Origin of the sequence: Paenibacillus shirakamiensis, assembly GCF_017874255.1 — a bacterium.
GTDB lineage: Bacteria > Bacillota > Bacilli > Paenibacillales > Paenibacillaceae > Fontibacillus > Fontibacillus shirakamiensis.
The window spans coordinates 293,177-316,939 of record NZ_JAGGLD010000005.1 but is presented as its reverse complement, the minus strand read 5'-3'; the positions used below and the strand labels follow the sequence as shown (position 1 = coordinate 316,939).

21 protein-coding genes are annotated in these 23,763 nt (G+C 43.9%); 11 read left to right on the top strand and 10 right to left on the bottom strand.

Annotated elements, in window-relative coordinates; all coding sequences use genetic code 11:
* Positions 1 to 15: 15 nt before the first annotated feature.
* Together J2Z69_RS14945 and J2Z69_RS14940 are read left to right on the top strand one after the other, a co-directional pair.
* Positions 16 to 1,086 (top strand): glycosyltransferase WbsX family protein, encoded by a 1,071-nt coding sequence (locus tag J2Z69_RS14945; RefSeq protein ID WP_209864314.1) that lies wholly within the window; start codon positions 16 to 18, stop codon positions 1,084 to 1,086.
* A gap of 68 nt (positions 1,087 to 1,154) precedes the next feature.
* Positions 1,155 to 1,511 (top strand): nucleotide excision repair endonuclease, encoded by a 357-nt coding sequence (locus J2Z69_RS14940; RefSeq protein ID WP_209864311.1) that lies wholly within the window; start codon positions 1,155 to 1,157, stop codon positions 1,509 to 1,511.
* Between the two features lie 258 nt (positions 1,512 to 1,769).
* Here the strand turns inward: J2Z69_RS14940 and J2Z69_RS14935 are convergent, their stop codons facing one another.
* The gene (locus tag J2Z69_RS14935; RefSeq protein WP_209864308.1) at positions 1,770 to 3,356 is read right to left on the bottom strand and encodes a catalase; all 1,587 of its coding nucleotides are present in this window, start codon (positions 3,354 to 3,356) and stop codon (positions 1,770 to 1,772) included.
* A gap of 176 nt (positions 3,357 to 3,532) precedes the next feature.
* Between J2Z69_RS14935 and J2Z69_RS14930 the strand changes: the two genes are divergently transcribed.
* A complete protein-coding gene (locus tag J2Z69_RS14930) occupies positions 3,533 to 4,225 on the top strand; it encodes a cupin domain-containing protein (RefSeq protein WP_209864304.1) in 693 nt (230 codons plus the stop codon).
* Positions 4,226 to 4,320: 95 nt separating this feature from the next.
* Here J2Z69_RS14930 and J2Z69_RS14925 read toward each other — a convergent pair whose 3' ends face one another.
* Complete coding sequence (locus J2Z69_RS14925; RefSeq protein ID WP_209864301.1) at positions 4,321 to 4,755, bottom strand: MarR family winged helix-turn-helix transcriptional regulator; 435 nt, start codon at positions 4,753 to 4,755, stop codon at positions 4,321 to 4,323.
* A 121-nt stretch (positions 4,756 to 4,876) separates the two neighbouring features.
* Here J2Z69_RS14925 and J2Z69_RS14920 point away from each other — a divergent pair, with 121 nt between their 5' ends.
* The 3 genes from J2Z69_RS14920 to J2Z69_RS14910 all read left to right on the top strand — a co-directional run bounded on the left by J2Z69_RS14920 (position 4,877) and on the right by J2Z69_RS14910 (position 10,259).
* Positions 4,877 to 5,467, top strand: coding sequence for an NAD(P)H-dependent oxidoreductase (locus J2Z69_RS14920; protein WP_209864299.1), 591 nt, complete (start codon positions 4,877 to 4,879; stop codon positions 5,465 to 5,467).
* 334 nt (positions 5,468 to 5,801) lie between these two features.
* Complete coding sequence (locus J2Z69_RS14915) at positions 5,802 to 8,600, top strand: sensor domain-containing phosphodiesterase (RefSeq protein ID WP_209864297.1); 2,799 nt, start codon at positions 5,802 to 5,804, stop codon at positions 8,598 to 8,600.
* 21 nt (positions 8,601 to 8,621) lie between these two features.
* On the top strand, positions 8,622 to 10,259 hold the full coding sequence (locus J2Z69_RS14910; protein ID WP_209864295.1) for a thiamine pyrophosphate-binding protein: 1,638 nt from the start codon (positions 8,622 to 8,624) through the stop codon (positions 10,257 to 10,259).
* Positions 10,260 to 10,385: 126 nt separating this feature from the next.
* Here J2Z69_RS14910 and J2Z69_RS14905 read toward each other — a convergent pair whose 3' ends face one another.
* The 6 genes from J2Z69_RS14905 to J2Z69_RS14880 all read right to left on the bottom strand — a co-directional run bounded on the left by J2Z69_RS14905 (position 10,386) and on the right by J2Z69_RS14880 (position 15,789).
* Positions 10,386 to 11,123, bottom strand: coding sequence for a hypothetical protein (locus tag J2Z69_RS14905; protein WP_209864293.1), 738 nt, complete (start codon positions 11,121 to 11,123; stop codon positions 10,386 to 10,388).
* Positions 11,124 to 11,407: 284 nt separating this feature from the next.
* Positions 11,408 to 12,955 (bottom strand): solute symporter family protein, encoded by a 1,548-nt coding sequence (locus tag J2Z69_RS14900; protein WP_209864291.1) that lies wholly within the window; start codon positions 12,953 to 12,955, stop codon positions 11,408 to 11,410.
* A 3-nt stretch (positions 12,956 to 12,958) separates the two neighbouring features.
* On the bottom strand, positions 12,959 to 13,300 hold the full coding sequence (locus J2Z69_RS14895) for a DUF485 domain-containing protein (protein WP_209864289.1): 342 nt from the start codon (positions 13,298 to 13,300) through the stop codon (positions 12,959 to 12,961).
* 362 nt (positions 13,301 to 13,662) lie between these two features.
* Positions 13,663 to 14,298, bottom strand: a complete 636-nt coding sequence (udk, locus tag J2Z69_RS14890; RefSeq protein ID WP_209864286.1) for a uridine kinase — start codon at positions 14,296 to 14,298, stop codon at positions 13,663 to 13,665.
* A 226-nt stretch (positions 14,299 to 14,524) separates the two neighbouring features.
* Complete coding sequence (locus J2Z69_RS14885) at positions 14,525 to 15,334, bottom strand: SDR family NAD(P)-dependent oxidoreductase (RefSeq protein WP_209864283.1); 810 nt, start codon at positions 15,332 to 15,334, stop codon at positions 14,525 to 14,527.
* A gap of 29 nt (positions 15,335 to 15,363) precedes the next feature.
* The gene (locus J2Z69_RS14880; protein ID WP_209864280.1) at positions 15,364 to 15,789 is read right to left on the bottom strand and encodes a MarR family winged helix-turn-helix transcriptional regulator; all 426 of its coding nucleotides are present in this window, start codon (positions 15,787 to 15,789) and stop codon (positions 15,364 to 15,366) included.
* A gap of 410 nt (positions 15,790 to 16,199) precedes the next feature.
* On the opposite strand from J2Z69_RS14880, the gene J2Z69_RS14875 reads away from it, so the two are divergent.
* Entirely contained in the window at positions 16,200 to 17,249 is a 1,050-nt protein-coding gene (locus J2Z69_RS14875) for an NAD(P)/FAD-dependent oxidoreductase (protein ID WP_209864277.1), read from the top strand.
* Positions 17,250 to 17,476: 227 nt separating this feature from the next.
* Here the strand turns inward: J2Z69_RS14875 and J2Z69_RS14870 are convergent, their stop codons facing one another.
* Together J2Z69_RS14870 and J2Z69_RS14865 are read right to left on the bottom strand one after the other, a co-directional pair.
* On the bottom strand, positions 17,477 to 18,415 hold the full coding sequence (locus tag J2Z69_RS14870; RefSeq protein WP_209864274.1) for an aldo/keto reductase family protein: 939 nt from the start codon (positions 18,413 to 18,415) through the stop codon (positions 17,477 to 17,479).
* Positions 18,416 to 18,483: 68 nt separating this feature from the next.
* On the bottom strand, positions 18,484 to 19,986 hold the full coding sequence (locus J2Z69_RS14865; protein WP_209864271.1) for an MDR family MFS transporter: 1,503 nt from the start codon (positions 19,984 to 19,986) through the stop codon (positions 18,484 to 18,486).
* Positions 19,987 to 20,241: 255 nt separating this feature from the next.
* Between J2Z69_RS14865 and J2Z69_RS14860 the strand changes: the two genes are divergently transcribed.
* From J2Z69_RS14860 to J2Z69_RS14845, 4 genes are all read left to right on the top strand, one after another.
* The gene (locus J2Z69_RS14860) at positions 20,242 to 20,982 is read left to right on the top strand and encodes a Bax inhibitor-1/YccA family protein (protein WP_209864268.1); all 741 of its coding nucleotides are present in this window, start codon (positions 20,242 to 20,244) and stop codon (positions 20,980 to 20,982) included.
* Between the two features lie 414 nt (positions 20,983 to 21,396).
* A complete protein-coding gene (locus J2Z69_RS14855) occupies positions 21,397 to 22,272 on the top strand; it encodes a GGDEF domain-containing protein (RefSeq protein ID WP_209864266.1) in 876 nt (291 codons plus the stop codon).
* 29 nt (positions 22,273 to 22,301) lie between these two features.
* A complete protein-coding gene (locus J2Z69_RS14850; RefSeq protein ID WP_209864264.1) occupies positions 22,302 to 22,445 on the top strand; it encodes a hypothetical protein in 144 nt (47 codons plus the stop codon).
* On the top strand, positions 22,438 to 23,739 hold the full coding sequence (locus J2Z69_RS14845; RefSeq protein ID WP_209864262.1) for a glycosyltransferase family 2 protein: 1,302 nt from the start codon (positions 22,438 to 22,440) through the stop codon (positions 23,737 to 23,739). The genes J2Z69_RS14850 and J2Z69_RS14845 overlap by 8 nt, the downstream gene beginning before the upstream one ends.
* Positions 23,740 to 23,763 lie beyond the last annotated feature (24 nt).

Sequence of the window (23,763 nt, the reverse complement as noted above, 5' to 3'; positions counted from 1 at the left end):
AAGGAGGATGTGTCATTGAAGCTGATTGCCTTTCTATTACCGCAATTCCATCCTATCGCTGAGAACAATCGTTGGTGGGGAGAAGGCTTTACGGAGTGGACGAATGTGAGGAAGGCTGTTCCTTTGTATCAAGGGCATTTGCAGCCTAAGCTGCCTATGGACAACAATTACTACAATCTCACGGAAGCGGCCGCTAGGGAATGGCAGGCGAGAACAGCTGAGGCTTATGGAATCTATGGTTTTTGCTATTATCACTATTGGTTCAAAGGTAAGCGGCTACTCGAGAAGCCAATTCAGGCGGTACTGGAGAGCAAGGCGCCCGATTTTCCATTCTGTCTATCTTGGGCTAATGAACCTTGGACACGCAAATGGGATGGTAATGATCAGGATGTCTTGATGCCACAGTCGTATGGAGATGAAGCGGATTGGAGTCATCATTTTTATAATTTGCTCGAGGCATTTCAAGATAAACGATATATTCGTATAGATGGCAAGCCTCTTTTTATCATTTATCGTCCTTCAAGTATTCCTAGGTGTGACGAAATGTTAATGCATTGGAAGCGGCTGGCTCAAAGAAACGGCTTAGAAGGTCTTCACCTTGTGCAGACACTTGGAGGATTTCCAGTACAGACAGTGAAGGGTTTTGACGCGAGTGTGGAATTTGAGCCGCACTATACATTTGCCCATGGCAATCTGCATCAGATTTGGAGCCGCATCGAGGTAAATGGCAAGGAACACTTAGTAGTCGATTATGATAAAGTGTGGAATTCGATTCTGGAGCGTACCCCACATCGTAATGGAGAGCCCATTTACCCGGGAGCCTATGTGAATTGGGATAACACACCGCGTCGCGGGGTGGATGGGCAGAGCTGTCTAGGCATGACTCCGCAAAAATTCAGCCATTATTTATCGCGCCAACTGCTAAGGGCCAAAACGGCTTATGGAAGCGACTACGTCTTCATCAATGCATGGAATGAATGGGCGGAGGGAGCCTATTTGGAGCCGGATAATCAATATAATTATCAGTATTTGCAGGCTGTTAAATATGCGCTTCACCAATATGAGCATAGCCACCTACTTAATTAGATTAGGTAACGTCCGGTGATGTATGATAATATTTACTCCTATATAGACAATGAGGAAGTGAATCCAGAATGATCAATATTACTGTTCCATCACCGGATGTTACGATTACCAAGCAGGAGTCGCCACAATTAAGCCATATCTACGGGTTTACTGATTTTCACTTGATTTCTAGAGAAGTCGGCGGGATCTTCATGTTCTACAATGACCGAGATGAACTGCTGTTTGTAGGCAAGGCAAGAAAGATTAGACCTAGAATTAAGAAGCATTTCGAAGATAGCGTGTCTGTGATGAAAGATCACCGCAATGAAGTAACCAAGATCGAAGTATGTAACATCGAAGATCCGTATGAGCGCGAAATTTACGAAACCTATCTTATTCACGAATATCGAGCGAAATACAATGTCGAGAAAGTATTCTACAAATAAGCTAATGGAGATAGACATTTAACAAGGGTATACACAGCCGCGGAAATCGCGGTTTTTTTGCGTGTTTTGAGAAGTTGGAATCAGAATAGAATTACATTGACTACCAATTACTTATCTGGAAAATGTGAAAGACAGATGTGAATATAGTGTAGTGTTGCCTATGATCAGATAAAAAGGCTGGAACTCCCATCTTCTGAATCCGAAGATGGGGGTTCCAGCTTTTATTAATAAAGCCGAATTTATCTAGGGCAGAGGGTCTCAATAAGGGTCGGCTTTTTCGCCGAGTTCCTTTGAAAGTTCCACACCTTGCTCGGGATCGATCTGACCGCTCAGTGCCGGATGTCCGCTAACATGATTTTTCAGACCCTCAGCTACTCGTCTACCATAATCAGCATCTGCCTCTGCAAGGTGCTGGATCATGCGATCTTGGATATCTGGTGTGCACTGGCTAAAGGCATCTACAAGGTTCGCGATCAGTTCTTCTTGCTCCCATGCTTCGAAGGCGCGGAACGTATCGCCCGCTTGACCAAAGTTGTTTTGCCGTTCGATCGGGGCCCGGACCAGCCTAGCATGGACCTCGGGTTCATGATCTTGACCTGTCTTTGGAGCTTCATGGAGTCCACCCAAGGAAGAGGGTTCGTAGTTCACATGTGGATTTTGTCCTGGAGCACGGTCCACTTTATACTGCATTTGTCCCCCGCTTTGATTCGTAGCGACATGGGTCTGTGGTGCATTGATGGGCAATTGCAAATAGTTAGCCCCTACCCGGTGACGCTGTGTATCCGAATAGGAGAAGGTGCGTCCTTGGAGCATTTTATCATCGGAGAAGTCAAGTCCATCTACTAACACGCCCGTACCAAATGCTACTTGTTCTACCTCGGTAAAATAATCGATGGGGTTGCGGTTCAGCGTCATTTTGCCTACAGGCAGGAATGGAAATTGTTCCGGAGGCCACAGCTTCGTATCGTCCAGTGGATCGAAATCAAGTTCGGTATGCTCATCATCACTCATGATCTGTACACACAGTTCCCACTCTGGGTAATTTCCTTGTTCAATGGCTTCGTACAGATCTTGCGTAGCGTGGTTAAAGCTTTTGGACTGAATGGCATTGGCATCTTGCTGAGTTAAGTTCTTAATGCCTTGAGACATGGGCTCCCAGTGATATTTGACCAAGACAGCTTCGCCGGCTTGATTCACCCATTTGTACGTATTCACGCCTGAACCTTGCATCTGCCGATAGTTGGCAGGTATCCCCCAAGGGGAGAAGAGAAATGTGATCATATGCGTAGCTTCTGGGCTTAGCGATACGAAGTCGAAGAAGCGCCCCATATCTTGCACATTAGTCAACGGATCTGGTTTGAAGGCATGAACCATGTCAGGGAATTTCAAAGGATCGCGAATGAAAAACACCTTAAGGTTGTTGCCGACCAAATCCCAATTCCCATCTTCTGTGTAGAATTTGGTAGCGAACCCTCTAGGGTCGCGCAGCGTCTCAGGAGAATGCCCCCCATGAATGACCGTAGAGAATCTTACAAATACAGGAGTCTCTTTGCCTGATTGCTGGAACAGCTTGGCTCGGGTGTATTTCGCAATGGGTTCATCTCCTAACTTGCCATAGGCCGTGAAGGTTCCATGAGCACCAGCGCCCCGGGCATGAACTACCCGTTCAGGCGTGCGTTCCCGATCAAAATGCGTGATTTTCTCAAGAAATTGATAGTTCTCCAACGTGCTTGGGCCTCGGCTGCCGACGGTTCTGATATTCTGATTATCCGTAATGGGATGGCCTTGGCGAGTGGTTAATGTCTGATGGTCTGGCTCCTCTGGATTTTTTTTATCATCGGTCACAAGATTTTGCCCCTTTCATAGTCAAAAGTGATGCATCCTTTTCTTGTATATCCTTGGACTCGTATTTTAAACCTGATGTTGCGTATCAGAATACGGCATATAGAAATGTATGCAAGCACCTATATAGGCATTCGCACATATAGATAGCACTATAGAAGAACTTAACGAGGAGGTACATGCGCGTGAATGTAGATTTGAAGTCTCCGTCCCTTAATCTCAGTGGGGATTCTAATGTCACTCTGAACTATAAAAAGGATGATAGGAATTTCATCACTCAGGTCTTTGCTGCACAGCTTCCTGCTATCCAAACGGGTTTTTTCAATGCTCATCTCAGCAAAGATGTGATTGTCCAGCCGCATTGGCATACAAATGCGACAGAGCTTGTATTTGTGATTAGCGGTGAAGTTATTACCTCTGTCTTTGATCCGTTTACACAGAAATTGTTGAGTTACCGATTGAAGCCAGGTCAAGTGTCTCAGTTCCCTAAGGGGTGGTTCCACTGGATTGTAGCACTTACAGATTACACGCATATCCTAACCATTTTTGATGTACCAACGCCGGATATTGTCTACGGATCGGACTTCTTGAGATTCATCCCCAAAGAAATCTTGAATTTAGCTTATTGTGTAAATGAAGAAGAGTATGCCAAAGCGGTAGCTCCTATTCAGGAATCTGTAATCTTGGGCCCACCACCAGGCTGTATTCGTGTACCTGATGAAGTAGGATCAAGCTATCCGCAGCCTGTACCTATAACATCTGTCATGTCAGGGTACCCGAATTACTCTGGCTATCCATCTTATGGTGCACAGTCGGGTATGCCGAATTCCTATATAAATTACGGGTATGGGCAGAATAATACATCCTACTAACATATATACAGAGTAAAGAGGCGATGTCCTCCATAATTGGAGAACATCGCCTCTTTGGCTAAGAATGGGGGCTGTGTTATAGAGCGTATACCCGATTATTTATGCTTAAATATTTTCTTAGCAAGTAGATCCATCGCCTGCTCCATTTCTTCCTTCTCCGAAGCAGATATACGACCCAATCTTGCTAGGAAGCGTTCCTCAATGCGTGCAAAAGCTTCATGCATCATGTTCTCCCCTTGGGGGGAGAGCCGAATATATTGTTTTCGACGATCCTCATCCGCGATAACTTTTTCGCATAAATATTTCTCACTTAGCTTTCGGATTTCACGGCTAGTATTTGGCATAGACATCTGCTGACATTCGCTGATCTGGCTAAGTGTCACAGGCTGATGAAGAGCAATATATTCAAGGATATGATACTGTACAGGCGTAATAGATGCATCGCGAACATCTCTTGTAAAGTCATGTGTAGCTTGATGAACCGCATCTGTGAAGGTTACAAATTGTTGAAATAAAGCATGTGTATCCATAGAACTCACCTCCGTAGACACGATATCAAATTAATTATCATATTACAATTATCATTTGACAACTAATTAGTCCCGTGTTATATCTTAGTTGTCAAATGATAAGTAAGAAGGAGCGTGTTTTATGAATGTATTGGTGATCTACACACATCCGAATCATCAAAGCTTAAGTTATGCCTTTTTGAAGCAAGTGCTGGAGGGAAGTAAGAAGAATAACAACATTGCAGACATTCAGCTTCTAGATCTCTATAAAGAACAGTTCGATCCTCTCCTCGTGTTCGATGAGACGAAGCGTAGAAGAGATATGCACAAAGATCCAGCCTTGGATAAATATCGACAACAATTACTGTGGGCGGATCACATTGTTTTCATCTATCCGATCTGGTGGGGACGTCCACCCGCTATGTTGCTTGGATATATCGATCAGATGTTCGCTGCCGGATTTGCATACCGAGATACAGGAGGCCACCTGCCTGGAGGTCTGCTCCAAGGTAAATCCGTCGTATGTATATCATCCATGAAAGGACCGACTTTTTATCCATTATTATGGCTAAATAACGCACATAAAGTATTGATGCGTAGAGCACTATTCTCTTATGTAGGCATTAAAAAAGTGAAGTTCTTCGAATTTGGCAACATGGAGAGCCCTAAAGGACAACATCAAAAGAAACTGGGCCGTGTTCATCGCTACATGCAACATGTAACCACAGGATGAACTTAATCCACTAAGTATACGGGGCGAACTATTTATAAAATATGTATATACAAGTGAAAGGCGATTCCCTTAAGCTGAGGCAATGGGGTAATCGCCTATTTCGACATGTCTGGGCAAGCCTAAACTGAGCTTGGAACGTATATTATCTAGTGCTATGATTTTTTTAAAATAAATAGGGAGGATATAAGGATAATAGCCCCCCGGTGTCGAAAATATATATTACAGGTAATTGTGAAAGGACAGGCAGCCTTACGCCTTCATATAATGATCAGCTAATGATTATGTACAGATCCTACAACGAAGAAGAGCGAATTTTAAAGGGAGAGGGCGTGGAATGATGAAAGAACAGACGAGGTATTCTAGACTTGCGCATATCACTAAGATGATTAATACGAAGTTAGATCTTCGTGAGGTGCTGCAACAAGTCACGACTGCGATCTCGGAAGAGATTGTACAATGTGATTCAGTCGGAATATATTTACCGCAGAAGGATGGCACATTCCGTGGATATGTAGGAAAGCCGGAGCTTATTAATGGGATGACACTCGATATGCAGGTGATTGATACCGATATTGATCTGCTTGCCAAAGAGGTCATTGAGACGCAGCGGACCATCTATATTCCGGATACATCCAAAGATACCCGACCTGATCCTAGATCCGTCATTGGATTTCAAATTAAATCCCTGCTGGTTCTACCGATTTCCTACAAGGAGGAGTTATATGGACTAGTATTTCTGTTCGACTATGGTATTCCAATGAATCTTACAGAGTCGGAAATCCAGACAGTAGAAGCTTATGTGAACATGGCAGCTGTTGCTATTCAGAATGCGAATAATCTTACATACAAAGAGAACTTATTAGCGGAGAAACAACTTTTGCTGGATGTGACCCGAGATTTATCATTATGTTCCACGATGCAGCAAGGTTTGGAGCGATGCTTTTTCTATATTGGAAAAGTACTAAATACCAAGAACACGGGTGCGCATTTGCTTGATCCTTTGGCAGGTCGCAATATTAAGCCAGCCAAGCTGAATAGAGAAAGCGACTGGTCAGAAGAGGACTGGATGGATGCACATAATCAGATTGTTATTGATCCGAATAGCGACAGAGTATTCCAAGAAGTTATTCGTACCAAGAAGGCTATTGTCATCCCAGATGTACTTCAAGATGATCGCCCTAATCATGAAGCCTGTCTAAATTTTGGCATTAAGGGGCTGTTTCTGCTTCCACTGGTGTCGATGGGTGAAGTGCTGGGCGTTATTGCTGTGCCTACTTTAGGTGAGAAGAGTGTGCTTTATACCGAAGCCAATATCCAGTTAGCACAGTCGATTGTGGATGCTACTGCATCAACATTGTCTAACCTTCTATATATGGAGAAGCAAGAAGTGATTATCGAGGAGCGTACCTCTGAGATTACGGTGAAGAATCAAGAGCTTGAGAAGGTGATTACGGAATTACAGCAGCTCAGCCGGGAGCGAGAACTCATATTGAACTCTGCGGGCGATGGAATCTTCGGTCTTGATCTGGAGGGACTTATCACCTTCTGTAATCCTGCGGCGGAGTCGATGTTAGGGTATGAACGAAGAGGAGAATTAATCGGTCAGCCCTATAGTCTGATTTTCAGTAGAAATATGGTCAAGCAAGGGACAACCGCATCTCAGCGCAAATGGAGTTATCAACAAAACGACGAATCTTTTTATAGAAAAGATGGTTCTAGTATTCCTGTTGAATTTGTTATTTCATCGATTCGAGAAGGGGACGAAATCGTTGGAGATGTTGTTACTTTCAAGGATATCACCGTTCGTAAGCAGATGGAGGAAGAGATCAAGTATCACGCGTACTTCGATAGTGTTACAGATCTGCCGAATCGTGTGCTCTTACAAGATCGTCTCAACCAAGGCATCGAGAATGCCCAAGTTAATGGGGGCAAGGTCGCGCTCCTCTACCTGGATTTGGATCGATTCAAGTTCATCAATGATACACTTGGACACAGTTATGGTGACTTACTTCTGAGAGATGTTGCTCTTCGTCTTAGTGCATGCATTCCCAAAGGAGCGACGGTATCTAGACAAGGCGGCGATGAGTTCACGATTTTCTTACCCAATGTGAAGAATAAAAAAGAAGTACTCAAAGTCGTAGAGCAGGTCATCGACTCTTTTTCTAAGCCCTTTTATGTGAGAGATAACGAAGTGTACATGAAAACAAGCATTGGCGTCAGCCTCTACCCGGAGAACGGGGAGACAACAGAGATTTTGATTAAGAATGCGGACACCGCTATGTACAAATCGAAGGAAATATCAGGTAACAGCTTCCATTTTTTCAGTGCAGGGATGGACAAGCGTACATTCCAAATTGTTAAATTTGAGAACGCACTATACAAGGCTCTAGATCAGAATGAATTGATCATCTATTATCAGCCACAAATTCATTATCAGACCAATACTATTGTCGGCGTAGAAGCGTTATTAAGATGGAACCACTCCACGGAAGGAATGATATCCCCGGATGAATTCATCCCCATTGCGGAGGCTACCGGACTCATCGTTCCGATTGGGGAGTGGATCTTAAAAAATGCATGCAAACAGTTGAAAGCTTGGCATAATCTAGGCTACCCAGAAATCAGTGTGTCGGTGAACTTGTCGGTGCGTCAGTTCGAGCAAAATCATTTATTTACTATGGTCAAAAACATCCTGAGGAAAGCTGATTTAGACCCGAAATTTCTGCACTTGGAACTGACGGAGAATCAGATCATCAAAAATACGGACCTCACCCTTAAAACGATGGAGCAGCTCAAGGATCTCGGTATTAGCATTGCTATTGATGATTTTGGTACAGGATACTCCTCTCTAGGGTATCTCAAGAATTTCCCGATTAACACGTTGAAGATCGATAAATCTTTTGTTCAGGACATTACCAAAGACGATGATGATGCAGCCATTACCAATACGATTATTACATTGGCTCAGAATTTGAATCTGAATGTCATTGCTGAAGGTGTGGAGACAAAAGAGCAGGCAGAGTTCCTGTCTGCACGGGATTGCCAATTGATGCAAGGCTATTATTTCAGCCGCCCGATGAAGGCGGAGGATATCGCGGAGAAATTCTTGGCTGTGCGTAAATTAGAACACTAACATTTATGGGAGGTTTTTAGTTTGAGAGCAGCACGTGCCGTATTAGAGTATTTGAAGGGTAATGGAGTTAAGCATATTTTTGGTATCCCGGCAGGGTCGGTCAATGTCATTTTTGATGAACTGTTTGATATGCCTGAGATTACGCCCGTCGTTACCAAACATGAGGGCGCCGCAGCTTATATGGCCGCTTCGTATGCTAAGTATGCCAAGCAGATGAGCGTCTGCATTGGTTGCAGCGGACCAGGGGGAACGAACTTAGTCACAGGTGCTGCGAATGCCATGCGTGAACATCTACCCGTTCTTTTCATTACAGGTGCCGTTCCCGTAAGTACGGTAGGTCTAAATGCTTCTCAGGAACTGGATGCGGAGCCGGTCTTCCGTTCAGTTACCAAATATAGTGTTCGTGTGAACCGTGCCCAAGATTTGCTGGCCGAAGTGGTCAAAGCTGTGGAAATTGCGAATTCGGGCGTTCCCGGCCCCGTGCATGTAGCGATGCCCGTTGATGTTCAAGCGGGTGTGGTAGAGGGTGTAATTACTCCTGCACCAGCCCAAAGAGCCCCATTAATTCCTAATGCGGACACCATTCGAGAAGTGGCTACAGCCCTCCTCAAGAGAGATCAGGGTTATATCTTTGTAGGACAAGGTATTCGGAACTCGGTAGATCAAGTGATTGAACTAGCTGAGCTATTGAACTGGCCTATCTTAACTAGCCCTCAAGCCAAAGGATTCATCCCGGAAAGCCACCCCTTGTTAGCCGGCATATTCGGTTTTGCAGGTCATGAGAATGTCTCGAATTTGATTGCTGAAGGTGACGGAGAGACCTTGTTAATTTTGGGTTCTAGCCTAGGGGAGACGGCAACGAATAACTGGAATGCCAACCTTAACCGAAATCGATTCACGATTCAAATGGATTTTGACGAGACCGTATTTAACAGAAAATATAACGTAGATATTCCAGTGTTAGGCGATATTAACCTCAGTCTACTATTCTTGTTAGAAGAATTACGTGCTCAAGGTGTAGTGAAGCGAGATGTTACGGCAGTTCAGAAAAAGGCAGAATATATTCAGAAGGATGAATATAATACTCAAAATGTGCTGCTTCAACTTCAGAAGAATCTCCCTTCGAATACGCGATATACCGTAGACATAGGAGAATTTATGTCGTATGCCATTCATTATATGGATGTGGTTGCTAGGGATAGCTTCGATATTAACGTGCACTTTGGAGCCATGGGAAGTGGAATTTCATCAGCGATTGGTTCTAGTCTAGCTGATCCAGCGCGTCCCGTTGTTAGTATTACGGGAGATGGATGTTTCTTCATGCATGGAATGGAGATTTTGACCGCAAAAGAATACAAGTTGCCGATCTTGTTCGTAGTTATGAATAACGCTCGTCTAGGCATGGTGTATCATGGACATTCCTTGCAGTATAAGCGTTCCCATGCTTCATTTGAACAGGAAGAGATTCATATTGCAGCGATGGCCGCGGCGCTCAATATTCCGAGTTACCGGGTGAGCCAATTGGAAGATGTGAATGAGGACGTGATTCAGGGCCTGCTTAATCAAGGAGGACCAGCTGTGTTAGAGGTGGCATTGGTAGATAATAATGTACCTCCGATGGGGGATCGTGTGAAATTCCTGTCTTCATTTGGAAAATAGGGTCGCCTTAAGTATAGAGGGATAGAGAATAAGTCTGGATTGAAGAGGAGAGGAGCAGAGAGCTCCTCTTTTTTTATTGGATGTAGAGGTTGGCTGGGATAAGGAGGTGAATACTTTCCATCCATGTTATAACTGAGCATACTCCTGCTGAATCACTTTAACAATTGCCCCTATCGTCTGGCCCTTGAAAGCATCGGGAATCGGCGTACCCGTTTCACTTTGGAATGAATAGATACTTGAATCTTGATGTCGTTGATAGCCCAGCTGCGATAGTGCCTGCTGCAGCGCTAGAGGAAGTTCCGATTGTCCTGTCTTCTGTTTGAAATAGTCAGTAGGGAACACCTCCGCAAAGAGATCGCCTTCGCCTGTACGGATAACAATCAAATCCGTATCTTGATGAATTACCCATTGGCCTTTGGAGTAGATGGAGATTCTCGCTTGTTGCAAAGCGGATAAGCCGTCTAGATTAATACCAAATAATTCGTTAATGAAACCGCGAATGTCAGCTCCACTCATTTTATGGTTATGCTCGTTCAGACGTTGCTCCATCTCTGTTGCAAAGGTTAAAGAGGAGGACACATTATTTTGCTGAGTACTCACGGATTTTGGACGGCTGTATGTGGATAAAATAGGTGCTTTATTCAAATCAAAGCCAAACAAGTGATAGACCGCATTCCATATGGCTTCCCGAGTAAGGGGGTCTCCCGAGGAGGCTAGGAAAGCATCCATCACTTGAACCTTGCTCATCTCAGCAAGACTCTGCTCGAGTTCGGAGGATGATAAGGGCGTACTAGATTGCGCTGATAGCATAGAATACACGGCTTGTTGGATTGCTGGAGCATATAAAGTGGATGCTGACTGCATAATAGTGAACAACTCCTAATGTAATATTTAGTAAATTATAGTGTGCATATAGTATACATTATTCTTCTATTTATCTAAGAGAAAATGTTAATAGTTGTGGACTCTATAGAGCTATATTGTACTAGAAACAACACCTAGCTGTTCTTTCGTTAACGACTACTGAAAAAGCCCGAAATCCCTCCGATGAGGTGAATTTGGGCTTTCAATATTTTTGACTTGGCCATTAGTTTCAGATTGCTTTCCAATAGGAAGTCCAAAGAGCAGGCGTGTAGCAAAGATTGTTATTAGCAAGTGGTATCTAGTCCTGTGTTAGAACGCACGAGAATTTCATCGAAATCTACCTGATTATCTTCAGCGGCAGTCTTGCGAGACACAAGTGTACCTACATATCCAGCGAGGAAGCCCATAGGAATAGAGATGAGTCCAGGTGTAGTTAAAGGAAATAACGGCTCACCCACGAAGATGGCTTTACCTGCGATGGGACTGAATACATTTGGACCTATAATGACGAGGCCGATGGAAGTAACGAGGCCTACGACCATGGCCCAGATGGCGCCATTTGTATTAAATTTTTTCCAGTAGATCGTATACAATATGACAGGCAGGTTAGCGCTTGCTGCTACAGCAAAGGCCAGGGATACCAAGAAGGCCACGTTCAAATTTCTTGCAAACAGGGCAAGTACAATGGAGAGAATGGAGATACCGACCGATGCATATCTTGCCATGTTCAGTTGTTGCTTCTCTGTAGCTTGACCTTTACGCAGAATCTGGTTGTAGAAGTCATGCGAGAAGGCAGAGGCGGCTGTCAGGACTAGGCCCGCTACAACAGCTAGAATGGTTGCAAAGGCTACAGCTGAGATAAAGGCAAATAGCATATTGCCGCCAAGAGCCTGAGCCAGTAAAGGAGCAGCCATGTTGCCGGCTTTATCCGCCGCAATGATATCCTTATTGCCTACGAATGCAGCAGCTCCAAAGCCAAGAAAGATGGTCATGACGTAGAAAAGCCCAATGATCCAAGTTGCATAGACTACAGAACTGCGTGCGGTCTTCGCGTCACGAACGGTGAAGAAACGAACGAGAATATGGGGGAGCCCCGCCGTTCCTAGTACTAGCCCCATGGTAAGCGAGATCGTGTCGAGTCCATGCTTATATTTGACGCCAGGGTTCAAGAAAGCTTCTTTTAGTGGCGTCGCTGTTTTCATCTGATCGTACATATTTGTGATGCTGAAATTGAATTTGTAGAGCACGATAATAGAAATGACTAATGTTCCGCCCATAAGCAGTATTGCTTTAATAATCTGCACCCAGCTGGTGGCATGCATTCCACCGAAGATGACGTATACGGTCATCAATATCCCCACAATAATGACGGACGTTGTAAAATCGATACCGAGTAATAATTTAATGAGGGCACCTGCACCTACCAATTGAGCAATCATATAGAAAATGGAGATAGTGATTGTGTTGAAGGCCGCGAAGCCTCGGATTTTCTTAGCACTGAACCGAACGGCAATCATATCGGCAAATGTATACCTGCCTAAGTTCCGTAGAGGTTCCGCCACGAGGAAGAGTACGACGAGATAGGCGACTAGGAATCCAATACTATAGAAGAATCCATCAAATCCTGCTAGAGCAATGGAACCGGCAATGCCGAGAAAAGAAGCAGCGGACATATAATCTCCTGCGATCGCCATCCCATTCTGCCATCCGGTTAATCCGCCACCCGCTGTGTAGAAGTCACTAGCTGATTTGTTCTTTTTGGAAGCCCAGTAAGTGATCAATAAAGTAAAGGCTACAATGACGAGGAACATGGAAAAGGCAGCCGTATTCATAATCTATCGTCCCTTCTTCGCTAGAATTTGTTCAGATAGCTTATCGAATGAAGCGGCTTTCTTGTAATAGATCATGCAGAAGGCCCAGGTCATCACAAACTGTAGAAATGCAAGAACCCATGCCCAAGTGATGCTCCCGATAAAAGGCTGGTTGAGGATGGTAGTGTATGAAGTAAGAATGGGTAAGGCGAAATAAAAGCAAAAGAAAAACACAGTGAACGGAATAATGAATTTTTTCTTTTCGCGGATTAATTTTTGGAAATAAGCGGATTCTGCGATGGCCGAGTACTCTTCAGGGGTTCGTTTAGGCCCGTTTCGATCAGGGGTCTGTAAGTTGCTTTGCATAAGTCATCCCTCTCATTCTTTTGAATGTAAGCGCTTTTAAAAAGAAACGTATGTATACTCCGCATTCATCCCACCTTTACGTCTGATCCCTGTACATGCATTGTATGCAGCTAGTGTCCATTATAGTATAAAGTTAATATTTGTAAATATATAAATTAAATGTATATCTTTAGTCTTAGATCGCTTAGGTATTAAGTATTTAGATTCTCTATTTAGAGGAGGGTATAGCGGGTGATATCCATAGTGGTGTTGGATGCGTATAGTGCTTACGGCGTGCTACGCAAAAAAGAGAGCCAAATGGCCCTCTTAAATTCTTCTATACAGCTATAGTTATACTATATGATGCAGCACTGAGGACATGGTTATATTTCGCCCCAATTGCGTTCTTCTGTTAGAAATTTTTCCGTTAAAATAGATAACAATTGAATGCCCACCTCGTTATGGCCGCCCTCAGGAATGATCAGATCGGCATACTTTTTAGAAGGCTCGATAAAAGCTTCATGCATCGGCTTTACCGTACTTAAATATTGATGATGGATGGACTGGATAGTCCGGCCACGTTCTTCAATATCGCGCAGTACTCGGCGCAGAATACGTACATCAGGGTCTGTATCTACGAATACTTTGATATCCAGTAGTTCACGTACGTTCTCATCGGACAGTACATGAAGACCTTCTAAAATAATGATGTTGTTGGGCTTGAGATCAACCGTATGCTCTTCGGAACGGGCATGGACGGTGAAATCATAGACGGGCGCGAACGCAGGCTCACCGGATTTGAGGCATGTGAGGTGTTCAATTAGAAGCTCGTTATCAAAAGCAAACGGGTGATCATAATTAATGGACGCACGTTCTTCTATGCTAAGATGAGAGTGGTCTTTGTAATAATTGTCCTGTGATACAAATGTTACTTTATCCGAACCCAGGCGGTCTATGACCGAACGCGCCACGGTGGATTTTCCGGAACCGGTCCCCCCGGCAATTCCAATAATAAGCATGGTGTTTCAATAAACCTCCCTAGATATTGCAATTCCTGTATTGTAGCACAGCGGACATACTTTTTCACCTTGTAAGAGTGAACCCATGCATAGTATTTATGGTGGCTGTGAATAGGTGTTGAACTTTCAGTATAATCCTCCTAATATCTAGAAAAAAACAGCGAATCTTCATAAAGAAGATCGCTGTTTTATGTCCATATGCTCAGCTAAGTTGATTGAATACAACTTAGGCTTTGTTGGCTTGAGCCTGCAAAGCTCTGAAATCAGGCACGGTAGGGTTGGCGATATAATGGCCACCTTCTACTTGAATCGTCTGACCTGTGATGAATTTGGATTCATCAGAAGCTAGGAAGAGAACGGTGTATCCGATATCGTCAGCTTCGCCATGATAAGGAAGAGCATTATATTTGGAGAAAATATCAAGTATAGCTGGTGGTAAGTTATTCTTCGCGGCAGGTGTAAGAATAAGGCCCGGAGCCACACCATTACAACGAATGTTATCTTTACCATATTGAGTTGCGATGTAACGAGTAAGGTTCACTACAGCAGCTTTGGAAGCACCATAAGCGGAACGAACAGCGTCTGCCTCGAATCCAGCCATGGAAGCTGTGTTAATGATGGAACCTCCACCTGCTTCAATCATGTGAGGAATAGCAAAGCGGCTACCCAGCAATACACTCTTCACATTGACATTCATCAATTTGTCCCATTCTTCGAGGTCCATGTTGACTACGTCTAGATCCTTTTTAAGATTCGTAAGGCCCACGTTATTGAAGAGAACAGTGATAGTTCCATATTGCTTCACTGTGAAATCCACAGCTTCTTTTATAGAAGATTCAACACTTGCATCAAGGAACATCCCTACAGCGTCCCCGCCTGCATCCCGAATTTGTTGTGCGGCTTCATTAGCGCCTTCAACGTTGAAGTCAGCCAAGACGACTTTTGCGCCTTCTTTAGCTAGCAAATGTGCTGTTGACAGACCAATTCCTGATGCTGCTCCTGTTACTAATGCCACTTTCCCTTGAACTCTTCCCATTTCGTGATGCCTCCTAAAGTTGTATGTGGTTATTCTTTGAAATTCTTAAGCAGTTTCTCATAAATCCGCAAGAGCTGCCGAATTTCCTCTTCATCTAGAAGCTGGAACAGTTCAGCACGGAAGGCATTTCCGTGTTGCTGTGCTTCTTTGAGAACATCTAGGCCCTTGTCTGTAATTTCCAGCAAAACATGCCTACGATCATTCTCGTTATACTTGCGCTTGGCCATTCCCTGTGCGATCAGCCTTCCAGCAATGTTGGTCATCGCTCCTGGTGTATACCCAAGTTTGTTGGCAAGTATGGTCTGCTTTTGCGGGCCATGCTGCTTCAATTCGCCTAGTATAATAACGGGCGAGATGCCAATGTTGTAAGAAAAAGCCTTCGTCCAGCGAATGATAGCTTCATTAGTAAAAAGTTCGACCGCATGAATTAATTTGAAAACATCGGTGTTCTCCAAAAGGATACCTCCATCATCAAAAAAGTACGGGTCATAGTGGAACGTTCGCTAAATATTTTAACATTATATATTTTAATTGTAAACATTATAGAGCTATGCATAATTACCCAGTGGGTATGCATGTCCATAGGGGTTTAGCGTGTCCCAATATGCCCGGTAATATTCTTCCATAACTAATCCTTTCTTTAACAATAAAAAAATTCGGTGCGCCGATAAAGGCACCATAATATCTGCATCCATGCTACCTACCGGGTTCTACTAAATTATGCCCGATTGAGTCTGCAAAGAGCAACAACTAACCGCCAATCAGGTTGGAAAGAGGCAATTCGTATTGCTAAAAGGGTTCATAAGATATATATTTAAATGAGAATGATAATCAATAGCATCAAGCTCGAAGGAGTGAACTTAGAATGCAAGAAATCGATTTGTATGATGTAACTGTCATTGGAGGAGGTCCGGCTGGGCTATACTCTGCTTTTTATAGTGGGCTACGCGAAATGAGAACCAAGATTATAGAATATCAACCCCAACTTGGAGGGAAAATCCATGTCTATCCTGAGAAGATGATCTGGGATGTAGGCGGGCATACCCCGCTTCCTGGAGCGCAGCTGATTGAGAAATTGGTGGAGCAGGGGTTAACCTTTAATCCAGAGGTTGTCCTCAATGAGAAAGTGGATTCCATTACACGGGATGAGCAGGGAATTTTCGTATTACATACAGCCTCGGGAGAAAAGCATTATTCCAAAACGGTCATTGTTGCAGTAGGCGGGGGTATTCTGAATCCACAACGACTGGATATAGAAGGAGCAGAGCGGTATGAAGTCTCGAATCTGAACTATACCGTTAAATCGCTTAAGCGATTCAAGGACAAGACCGTGGTTATCTCGGGTGGTGGAAATTCAGCCATCGATTGGGCTAATGAGCTAGAACCTATTGCTAAGAAGGTCTATCTAACCTACCGTAAGGCGAATTTGAACGGACATGAAGCACAGGCGAATCAGCTGATGAACAGTTCAGTGGAATGCTTCTTCAATACTTCCATTACTAAGCTTGTGGCCTGTGATCGCCATGAAGTCATTGAACATGTAGCGATTACTCATCAAGAGACAGGAGAGGTTACGTATCTAGCCATAGACGAAGTGATTATCAACCATGGCTATGAACACGATATGACGCTCCTACAGAATAGTGAAGTAAAAATTGACATCATTGACAATTACTATATTGCCGGCAATCCTGCAAGTGAATCGTCGATTGAGGGATTATATGCAGCAGGAGATATTCTAAATCACGAAGGAAAGCTCCATCTGATTGCGGGAGCCTTTCAAGATGCGGCGAATGCTGTGAACCGAGCAAAGCAGTACATTCAGCCAGACGCTAGCAAATGGGCTATGGTATCATCCCATAACGAGGTATTTAAAGAACGGAATCGGGAGCTTGTGAAGCAGCTGATGAAGTAGATCGTGTAGCTGAGTTAGCTAATCAAGCATGTAATAGCTGAATAATAAGATATATTTCATTATGAAAAAAACCACCTGAGTTGGCGTGAACGTAATTCGCAAAACATGAGTCATGTGTAGTAACGACGTTCATGCTCACAGCGAAAGCGTTCGCGCTATCCACAGGTGATTTTTTTTGTAGTACGGCGCTGGCCCAGGGATGGTCCATCTAAAGTTCAGTTTATAATTTAGGCCAAAATTTCTTCAATACGTATAAGTACATCTTCTGGAATTGTGACGCCGGAGGCTTGCACGTTCTGGGTCACTTGCTCAGGTCGACTAGCCCCAACGAGAGCACTGGATACGTTCGGTTGTCTAAGAATCCAAGCCAATGCGAGCTGGCCTACACTCAGATTCAGTTCTGCGGCGATCTTTGAGAGTTGTTGTACTTTGGCAATATTGCTTTCCGTAATGCCTTTGCGAACGCCTTCTAGCTTAGCCGCGCGGCTATCCTGCGGGAAATCGGTCACGGAATTATATTTACCCGTTAGAAGTCCTTGTGCAAGGGGGGAGAAGACAACCTGGCCTACGCCACTTCGCTCACTGTAAGGGATTATTTCCTGTTCGATATAGCGATTGAACATATTGTATACAGGTTGATTGACAACGATTCGATCCAGCAGATAGCGGTCTGCGATGGCATGGGCTTCAGCGATCTGCGATGGTGTCCATTCGCTAACGCCTACATAGAGCACTTTACCTTGGCGAACGAGATCATCCAACGTTCTCAGCGTCTCATACAGCGGCGTCTCGGGGTCGTGCCGATGGCAGTACATGATATCTACATAATCCACAGCAAGCCTTTTTAAGCTAGCATGGAATTGGTCAGTTAGATGCTTACGGGATAGACCTTTATCATTCGGGCCATCCCCCATTTTGCCAAAAGCTTTGGTAGCAAGTACATAGGTGGAACGAGGGAATGCCTGAATCGTCTCGCCAAGTAGGGTCTCTGCAGCGCCTTGTTCATAAACGTTAGCTGTATCAAAAAAGTTAATGCCTTGATCATAAGCTGTATAGATAGCTTTCACGGCATTCTCTCGTTCAACATACCCTCCATAAGTTAGCCAGCTTCCTAGACTAATCTCACTTACCTTTACACCACTTGCACCTAATCTACGATACTTCATCCTCTTCATTCCTCCCCAAGATACAATTAGATTTCACTTTGTATTGTATACGTTGGGTCAAGCTATGTCTAAGCAGCGTTCTCTTCACTTGTCTTCTCTTTACTAGTCAGTACTTCGCTCTTCAAGAACCAACATAAAATGAATGCAATGACGGCGAAGACGAGCGAAATAGCGAAAATTTGTTGGAATGAATCCGTAAATATGAGCCGGATTTGATGCAAGAGATTAGGCGACAACCCAGCTGGAATTCCTCCAGTCGCTATCTTATCAGCGCTTCCTTCAGGGAGCTGATCACGAATTCCATTGATTCCCGTGCTTATGTTACGGGATAGCAAGCTACCGAATACGCTAAGCCCAATGGTTGCGCCTAGGGATTGGAAGAGCTGCACGGTAGAGAGTGCGATCCCGCTATCTTTGGCATCCACAGACTCTTGGACGATAAGATTATCCCCGCCAAATAAGGCACCAAGCCCAATGCCTAAGATGAAGAAACTAACCAACACATACATGACGCTTACATCCACTTGAAGGCGGGACAATAAATATAATCCAACTAACGGCAGTGTGAAGGAGGCGATGAATAGCGTACGGTACTTCACTCGGGTAATTAGGAATCCAACGAGTATACTGAATGGCATCGCTCCAGCCATGAACGCTAGGGACAGATACCCAGATGCTGTCGGTGTAAGGCCCATGACATTTTGAGCAAAGAACGGGAAGGCTGCAAATCCTCCCATAATACCGATCATCAGGACAAAGACGAGGGAGCAGAGAACGACTACATTTCGATTACGGAATAGATGTAACGGTAGGATCGGCTCTGCGGCACGCGATTCAATACGCACCAACAGTGTGAATAACAGTCCTGCAAGTACAAGCAGACCGATAATAATAGGAGAAGACCAGGAATATCCCTCATTATCAATCAGCACAGGAGCCATCAATAATGACAGTAACCCGAGCATCAATGTAGTAGCACCTTTCCAGTCGATTGAACGTTTCTCATTACTTCGGGATTCACTTAGTCCCATGGATAGAAGGATGGCAGCTAAGATACCGACAGGAATGTTAATGAAGAATACCCAGTGCCAAGCCCAGTGGCCAACGATATAGCCTCCTGCTACAGGTCCAATGAGCTGAGGTATGATCATCATCGGGCCGAAAATGGCTTGAATTTTGGCGCGTTGTTCCAGCGGGTAGGTCTCGCCAAGGATGACGAGAGCAAGAGGCATGAGGCCACCTGCGCCGATACCTTGAATTCCGCGACCTACGAGAAGCATCGTCATGGACCCGGCTGCCCCACTCACAATGGACCCAATAATGAACAAAGCCATACAGCTTAGGTAAAGCCGTTTGCGGCCATATAAATCCGCGAGTTTGCCGATGATTGGCATGAACAACGTCAAGGCAAGCATGTATATACCTGCTACCCAGCCATAGAGAGCTAGGCCGTGTAAATCTCGAATAATCGTCGGCATGGCCGTGGATACAATGGTCTCATCTAATTCTGCAAAAATGAGTCCAATCATGAGCGCAGCGAGTACCATCGTTTTGTTATTTTTCTTCTGCATTTCTTAGTCACCTCATGTTCTGAAATTCCAATCTCAGGCTACATCGTATCTGCTCAAGATCAACTGAATATAAACTGAGATTCACGGGATTAAAGTTCATGAACTCTAATTCCGATTCATATACATAAATGGATGTTGGGACAGGTTTGTATTTATATAGGAGGGACATCCATCAGTAGAGGAAGATGATTGTAAAAGATAGGTTTGGTTAAGCTAGAGGACAAGATGTAAAATGGGTGAAAGGGAGTGGTGCACATGTTAGGGCGCAGTGGTAATCCTACATTAAAGGATCAGACGTTCCGAAAAACAGGATCTTATCCGGGCTATCAATCCATGACGCTGGATGGAACCTTGAACAAAACGTTGATTACGCTAGTTATTTTGTTAGGGGGAGCGTTTGGTATATGGTCCCTGTATTACAGTGGTCAAAATATAGTTCCTTATATGGCAGGCGGCGCCATTATTGGGTTGGTTCTGGCTCTCGTCATTAGCTTTGTACCTACATTTGCTCCCTATCTCGTGCCTCTGTATGCACTGGCGGAAGGCCTGATGATTGGCGGTTTATCGGCCATCTACGAGAATTTATACCATGGAATTACTTTACAAGCTGCACTACTGACGCTGGGCGTAGCACTGGCTTTGCTCTTTGCTTATAAGACACGCATCATCCAAGCCACTGAGAATTTTAAAATGGGTGTTTTTGCTGCTACGGCAGGCATTGCTTTAGTATACTTACTGAATATTATTTTACAATTATTTGGAGTTACGATTCCTTATTTGCATAGTAACGGGCCGATCGGCATAGTGATTTCAATTGTCATTGTCATTGTAGCTGCACTGAATCTGATTTTGGATTTCGACTTTATTGAGAAGGGTGTCCAGCGGGATGCGCCTAAGTACATGGAATGGTATGGCGCGTTCGGCTTAATGGTGACGCTGGTCTGGTTATATGTGGAGATGCTTCGGTTGCTCTCCAAAGTATGGAGCCGAGATTAAAAACTCCGCATCTTTCAATTCATATGACTATAAGAACTTTATTACTACGAAAACAAGAAATAAGAAATCAGAAACAAGAAATTTTAAGAAAATAAGAAAACAAGAAAAATTAAGCGGAGAGCCGCTTCGAGGGACATCATTCTTTTCATTCTGAAAGGGATTCTGTACACGAAGAGGGCTCTTTTTTGTAGCGTCTATAAGTTTTTTGATAATTACATAATGAATAGTTAAAATGGAAGATAAACGACAATGTTCGACAAAATATTCAAGATCTCTAGTATATTTTGGATATTAAGTCTTAATCTATATATTTATAGATTTTTAAACAATATTTGTATAAATATCTAGTGAATTCTAGTTCTGTAGTTGTATATCATAGAGTTATCCCACTTAGGAACATGGAGGGAATCTTTGATGAATCGTAAGCTATCCATAAAACGTTTGGAGCTTGGATACATACTTCTAATCGGACTATGTATGTTGCAACAGTTCTTAATCTTAGTTGATCTTTATGGCGATGATACGTTCACTATTACCAAGCTATATTTCGGTCTTTCCACTCTCGCTGCATTACTCTTAGGATTCACCGTCTCAGGTGGCATGGCTGTGGTGTTAGTATTTATTTTTCTCGTTACGTATTTTGTCTGGTTGGTCACGTATGCACCGATTCATGTAATCTCGCTAACCTGGTTGCTCATCTTGCCTGCTAATATTCTTTTGGCTTCCTTTATAAAATCCAGTCTGATCGGAAGCCGTAGAATGTTAGAGCGCCTTGAAGAAGTGAAAGACAGACAACCGGAGTTGGATCTAGATACAACGCTTGGGAATAAGGAGGCATTTGCCGATACATTAACTAAGCAGATTAATCTTGCCAAACGATACAGTGATCAATATGGCTTCTGTATGGCCATGTTCAAAATCGATTTTCTGCCCCTAGTACAGGAATATACAGGCTCCGTAAGATTTTCCCTTCTCCTTCGGCATTTATCCGGTATCATTCAGCAGCAAATTCGCTACGAGGACTACAAGTTCTATATGGGTGACGGTAGATTTGTTATTCTTTGTCCTATGACGGACCCTAGTTATTTGCAGACACTGCGTAACCGAATTCGCAATGCGATGATGCAAGGCTCCTTCCTAGATCAAAGAGGGCGAGAGCTCCAGCTCATTATTCGCGGCGGGGCATTGGTATTCCAGAGGGATCAATTCGAGAGATATGAGGACGTGGATGCTGTAATTGCTGCACTCGATCGAAATACCGAAACGGATCTGATCGGTGAATATATCTAATATTTTTCTATTAAGGAGGGAGATCTTTCGTGGGTTATACCAGCTGGTTCATTCCTCTATGCGTCGGGGTTAGTCTATTATTTAGCTTGGTCATCGTATGGCTTACATGGGTCACACTACGTTTTCGAGCAAAAATCTACCAAAAGTATGACCGGGGGAACTTCCATGGCTGATCTCCTGCTCATTGTATCTATTATCAGTATCTGGTTTGCTGTTCTTGAGGCGATTATCATTATGATCGGAGCGATTCGTTTTATTCGCAAACAGAGTAGTGTCCCGCTAGAGATTTTGCAGACCGAACAGATGCTTGAATTCCCTACCGTAACGGTCATGGTTCCTGCGCATAATGAAGCGATTGTTATTGCAAATACCGTGGAACACATCCTTAAGCTACACTACCCCGCTAACAAAATACAAATTATCGTGATTGCTGATAACTGTACCGATAGTACAGCCGATAAGTTACGAACAATTAAGGCTAAGCCGGAATATGTAGATCGGGATTTTGTCATTTTGGAGAGAACGGGAACAGGAGGCAAATCGGGCGCGTTAAATGATGCACTCAAGCTCACTACAAGTGAGTGGATCTGTGTATACGATGCAGATGCAGCGCCGGAACGCAATGCCTTAATGTTCTTAGTGCGCAAAGCCCTAGAAGATCCTGAACGCTATGGTGCTGTATTTGGGCGTAACAAAGTGCGCAACCGTGGACAGAATTTCCTGACCCGCTGTATTAATCTGGAGATTGTCACTATGCAGCGTATTTATCACACAGGAATGTGGGAATTACTCAAGCTCGGCACCATTCCGGGGACGAATTTTATTGTCCGAACTAACCTGATGCAAGAATTAGGCGGCTGGGATGTGCATGCGATTACAGAAGATACGGCGATCTCCATTGAGATCCTGAAGCGTGGGCAGTTGATTGCACTTGCAGCGCAGGCGGAAGCTTATCAGCAAGAACCCGAACAGCTTAGTGTGTACATGAAGCAGCGACAACGTTGGGCAAAGGGGAATTTTTATGTCGTGATTGAGAACTTACCGCTACTATTTCGTGCAAGTCCTTGGCGAATCAAGCTCGAGGTCCTCTATTTTGCAGCAAGTTACTTCTGGTTCATGATGGCGATTGTAATCTCGGATATCGTGTTTGTGGTGAATCTGATCTACCGAATAATAGGGTGGTTCTATCCTACTATTATCTCACCCTTTCAGTTCTCCGCAGACGTCTATGTGTATCTTGTGATTGCATGGGCCTTGATGTATTACTTATATGTCCTACAGATTAATCTTGCGCTGGCTACAGATTTCGGTCAAAGCCATACAGGAAATTTCGTGTTATCGTGTATCTCTTATTTTACGTATGCGCAATTGTTCATTGTCATTTCGATGAAAGCCTTCGTCTCCTTGCTTATTGACAAAATTACGAAAAGAGAGAGCAAATGGTATAAAACAGAACGATTTAACTAAGTATGGAGGACTTGACCAGCGAGA

Bases quoted from the DNA above. Each gene is read 5' to 3' on its own strand.
- J2Z69_RS14905 (WP_209864293.1), bottom strand. From the start codon at position 11,123: ATGCAGTCAGCATCCACTTTATATGCTCCAGCAATCCAACAAGCCGTG.
- udk (WP_209864286.1), bottom strand. From the start codon at position 14,298: ATGCTTATTATTGGAATTGCCGGGGGGACCGGTTCCGGAAAATCCACC.
- J2Z69_RS14940 (WP_209864311.1), top strand. From the start codon at position 1,155: ATGATCAATATTACTGTTCCATCACCGGATGTTACGATTACCAAGCAG.
- J2Z69_RS14865 (WP_209864271.1), bottom strand. From the start codon at position 19,986: ATGCAGAAGAAAAATAACAAAACGATGGTACTCGCTGCGCTCATGATT.
- J2Z69_RS14895 (WP_209864289.1), bottom strand. From the start codon at position 13,300: ATGCAAAGCAACTTACAGACCCCTGATCGAAACGGGCCTAAACGAACC.
- J2Z69_RS14860 (WP_209864268.1), top strand. From the start codon at position 20,242: ATGTTAGGGCGCAGTGGTAATCCTACATTAAAGGATCAGACGTTCCGA.
- J2Z69_RS14870 (WP_209864274.1), bottom strand. From the start codon at position 18,415: ATGAAGTATCGTAGATTAGGTGCAAGTGGTGTAAAGGTAAGTGAGATT.
- J2Z69_RS14855 (WP_209864266.1), top strand. From the start codon at position 21,397: ATGAATCGTAAGCTATCCATAAAACGTTTGGAGCTTGGATACATACTT.
- J2Z69_RS14845 (WP_209864262.1), top strand. From the start codon at position 22,438: ATGGCTGATCTCCTGCTCATTGTATCTATTATCAGTATCTGGTTTGCT.
- J2Z69_RS14925 (WP_209864301.1), bottom strand. From the start codon at position 4,755: ATGGATACACATGCTTTATTTCAACAATTTGTAACCTTCACAGATGCG.
- J2Z69_RS14920 (WP_209864299.1), top strand. From the start codon at position 4,877: ATGAATGTATTGGTGATCTACACACATCCGAATCATCAAAGCTTAAGT.
- J2Z69_RS14915 (WP_209864297.1), top strand. From the start codon at position 5,802: ATGATGAAAGAACAGACGAGGTATTCTAGACTTGCGCATATCACTAAG.
- J2Z69_RS14875 (WP_209864277.1), top strand. From the start codon at position 16,200: ATGCAAGAAATCGATTTGTATGATGTAACTGTCATTGGAGGAGGTCCG.
- J2Z69_RS14900 (WP_209864291.1), bottom strand. From the start codon at position 12,955: ATGAATACGGCTGCCTTTTCCATGTTCCTCGTCATTGTAGCCTTTACT.
- J2Z69_RS14930 (WP_209864304.1), top strand. From the start codon at position 3,533: ATGCGCGTGAATGTAGATTTGAAGTCTCCGTCCCTTAATCTCAGTGGG.
- J2Z69_RS14885 (WP_209864283.1), bottom strand. From the start codon at position 15,334: ATGGGAAGAGTTCAAGGGAAAGTGGCATTAGTAACAGGAGCAGCATCA.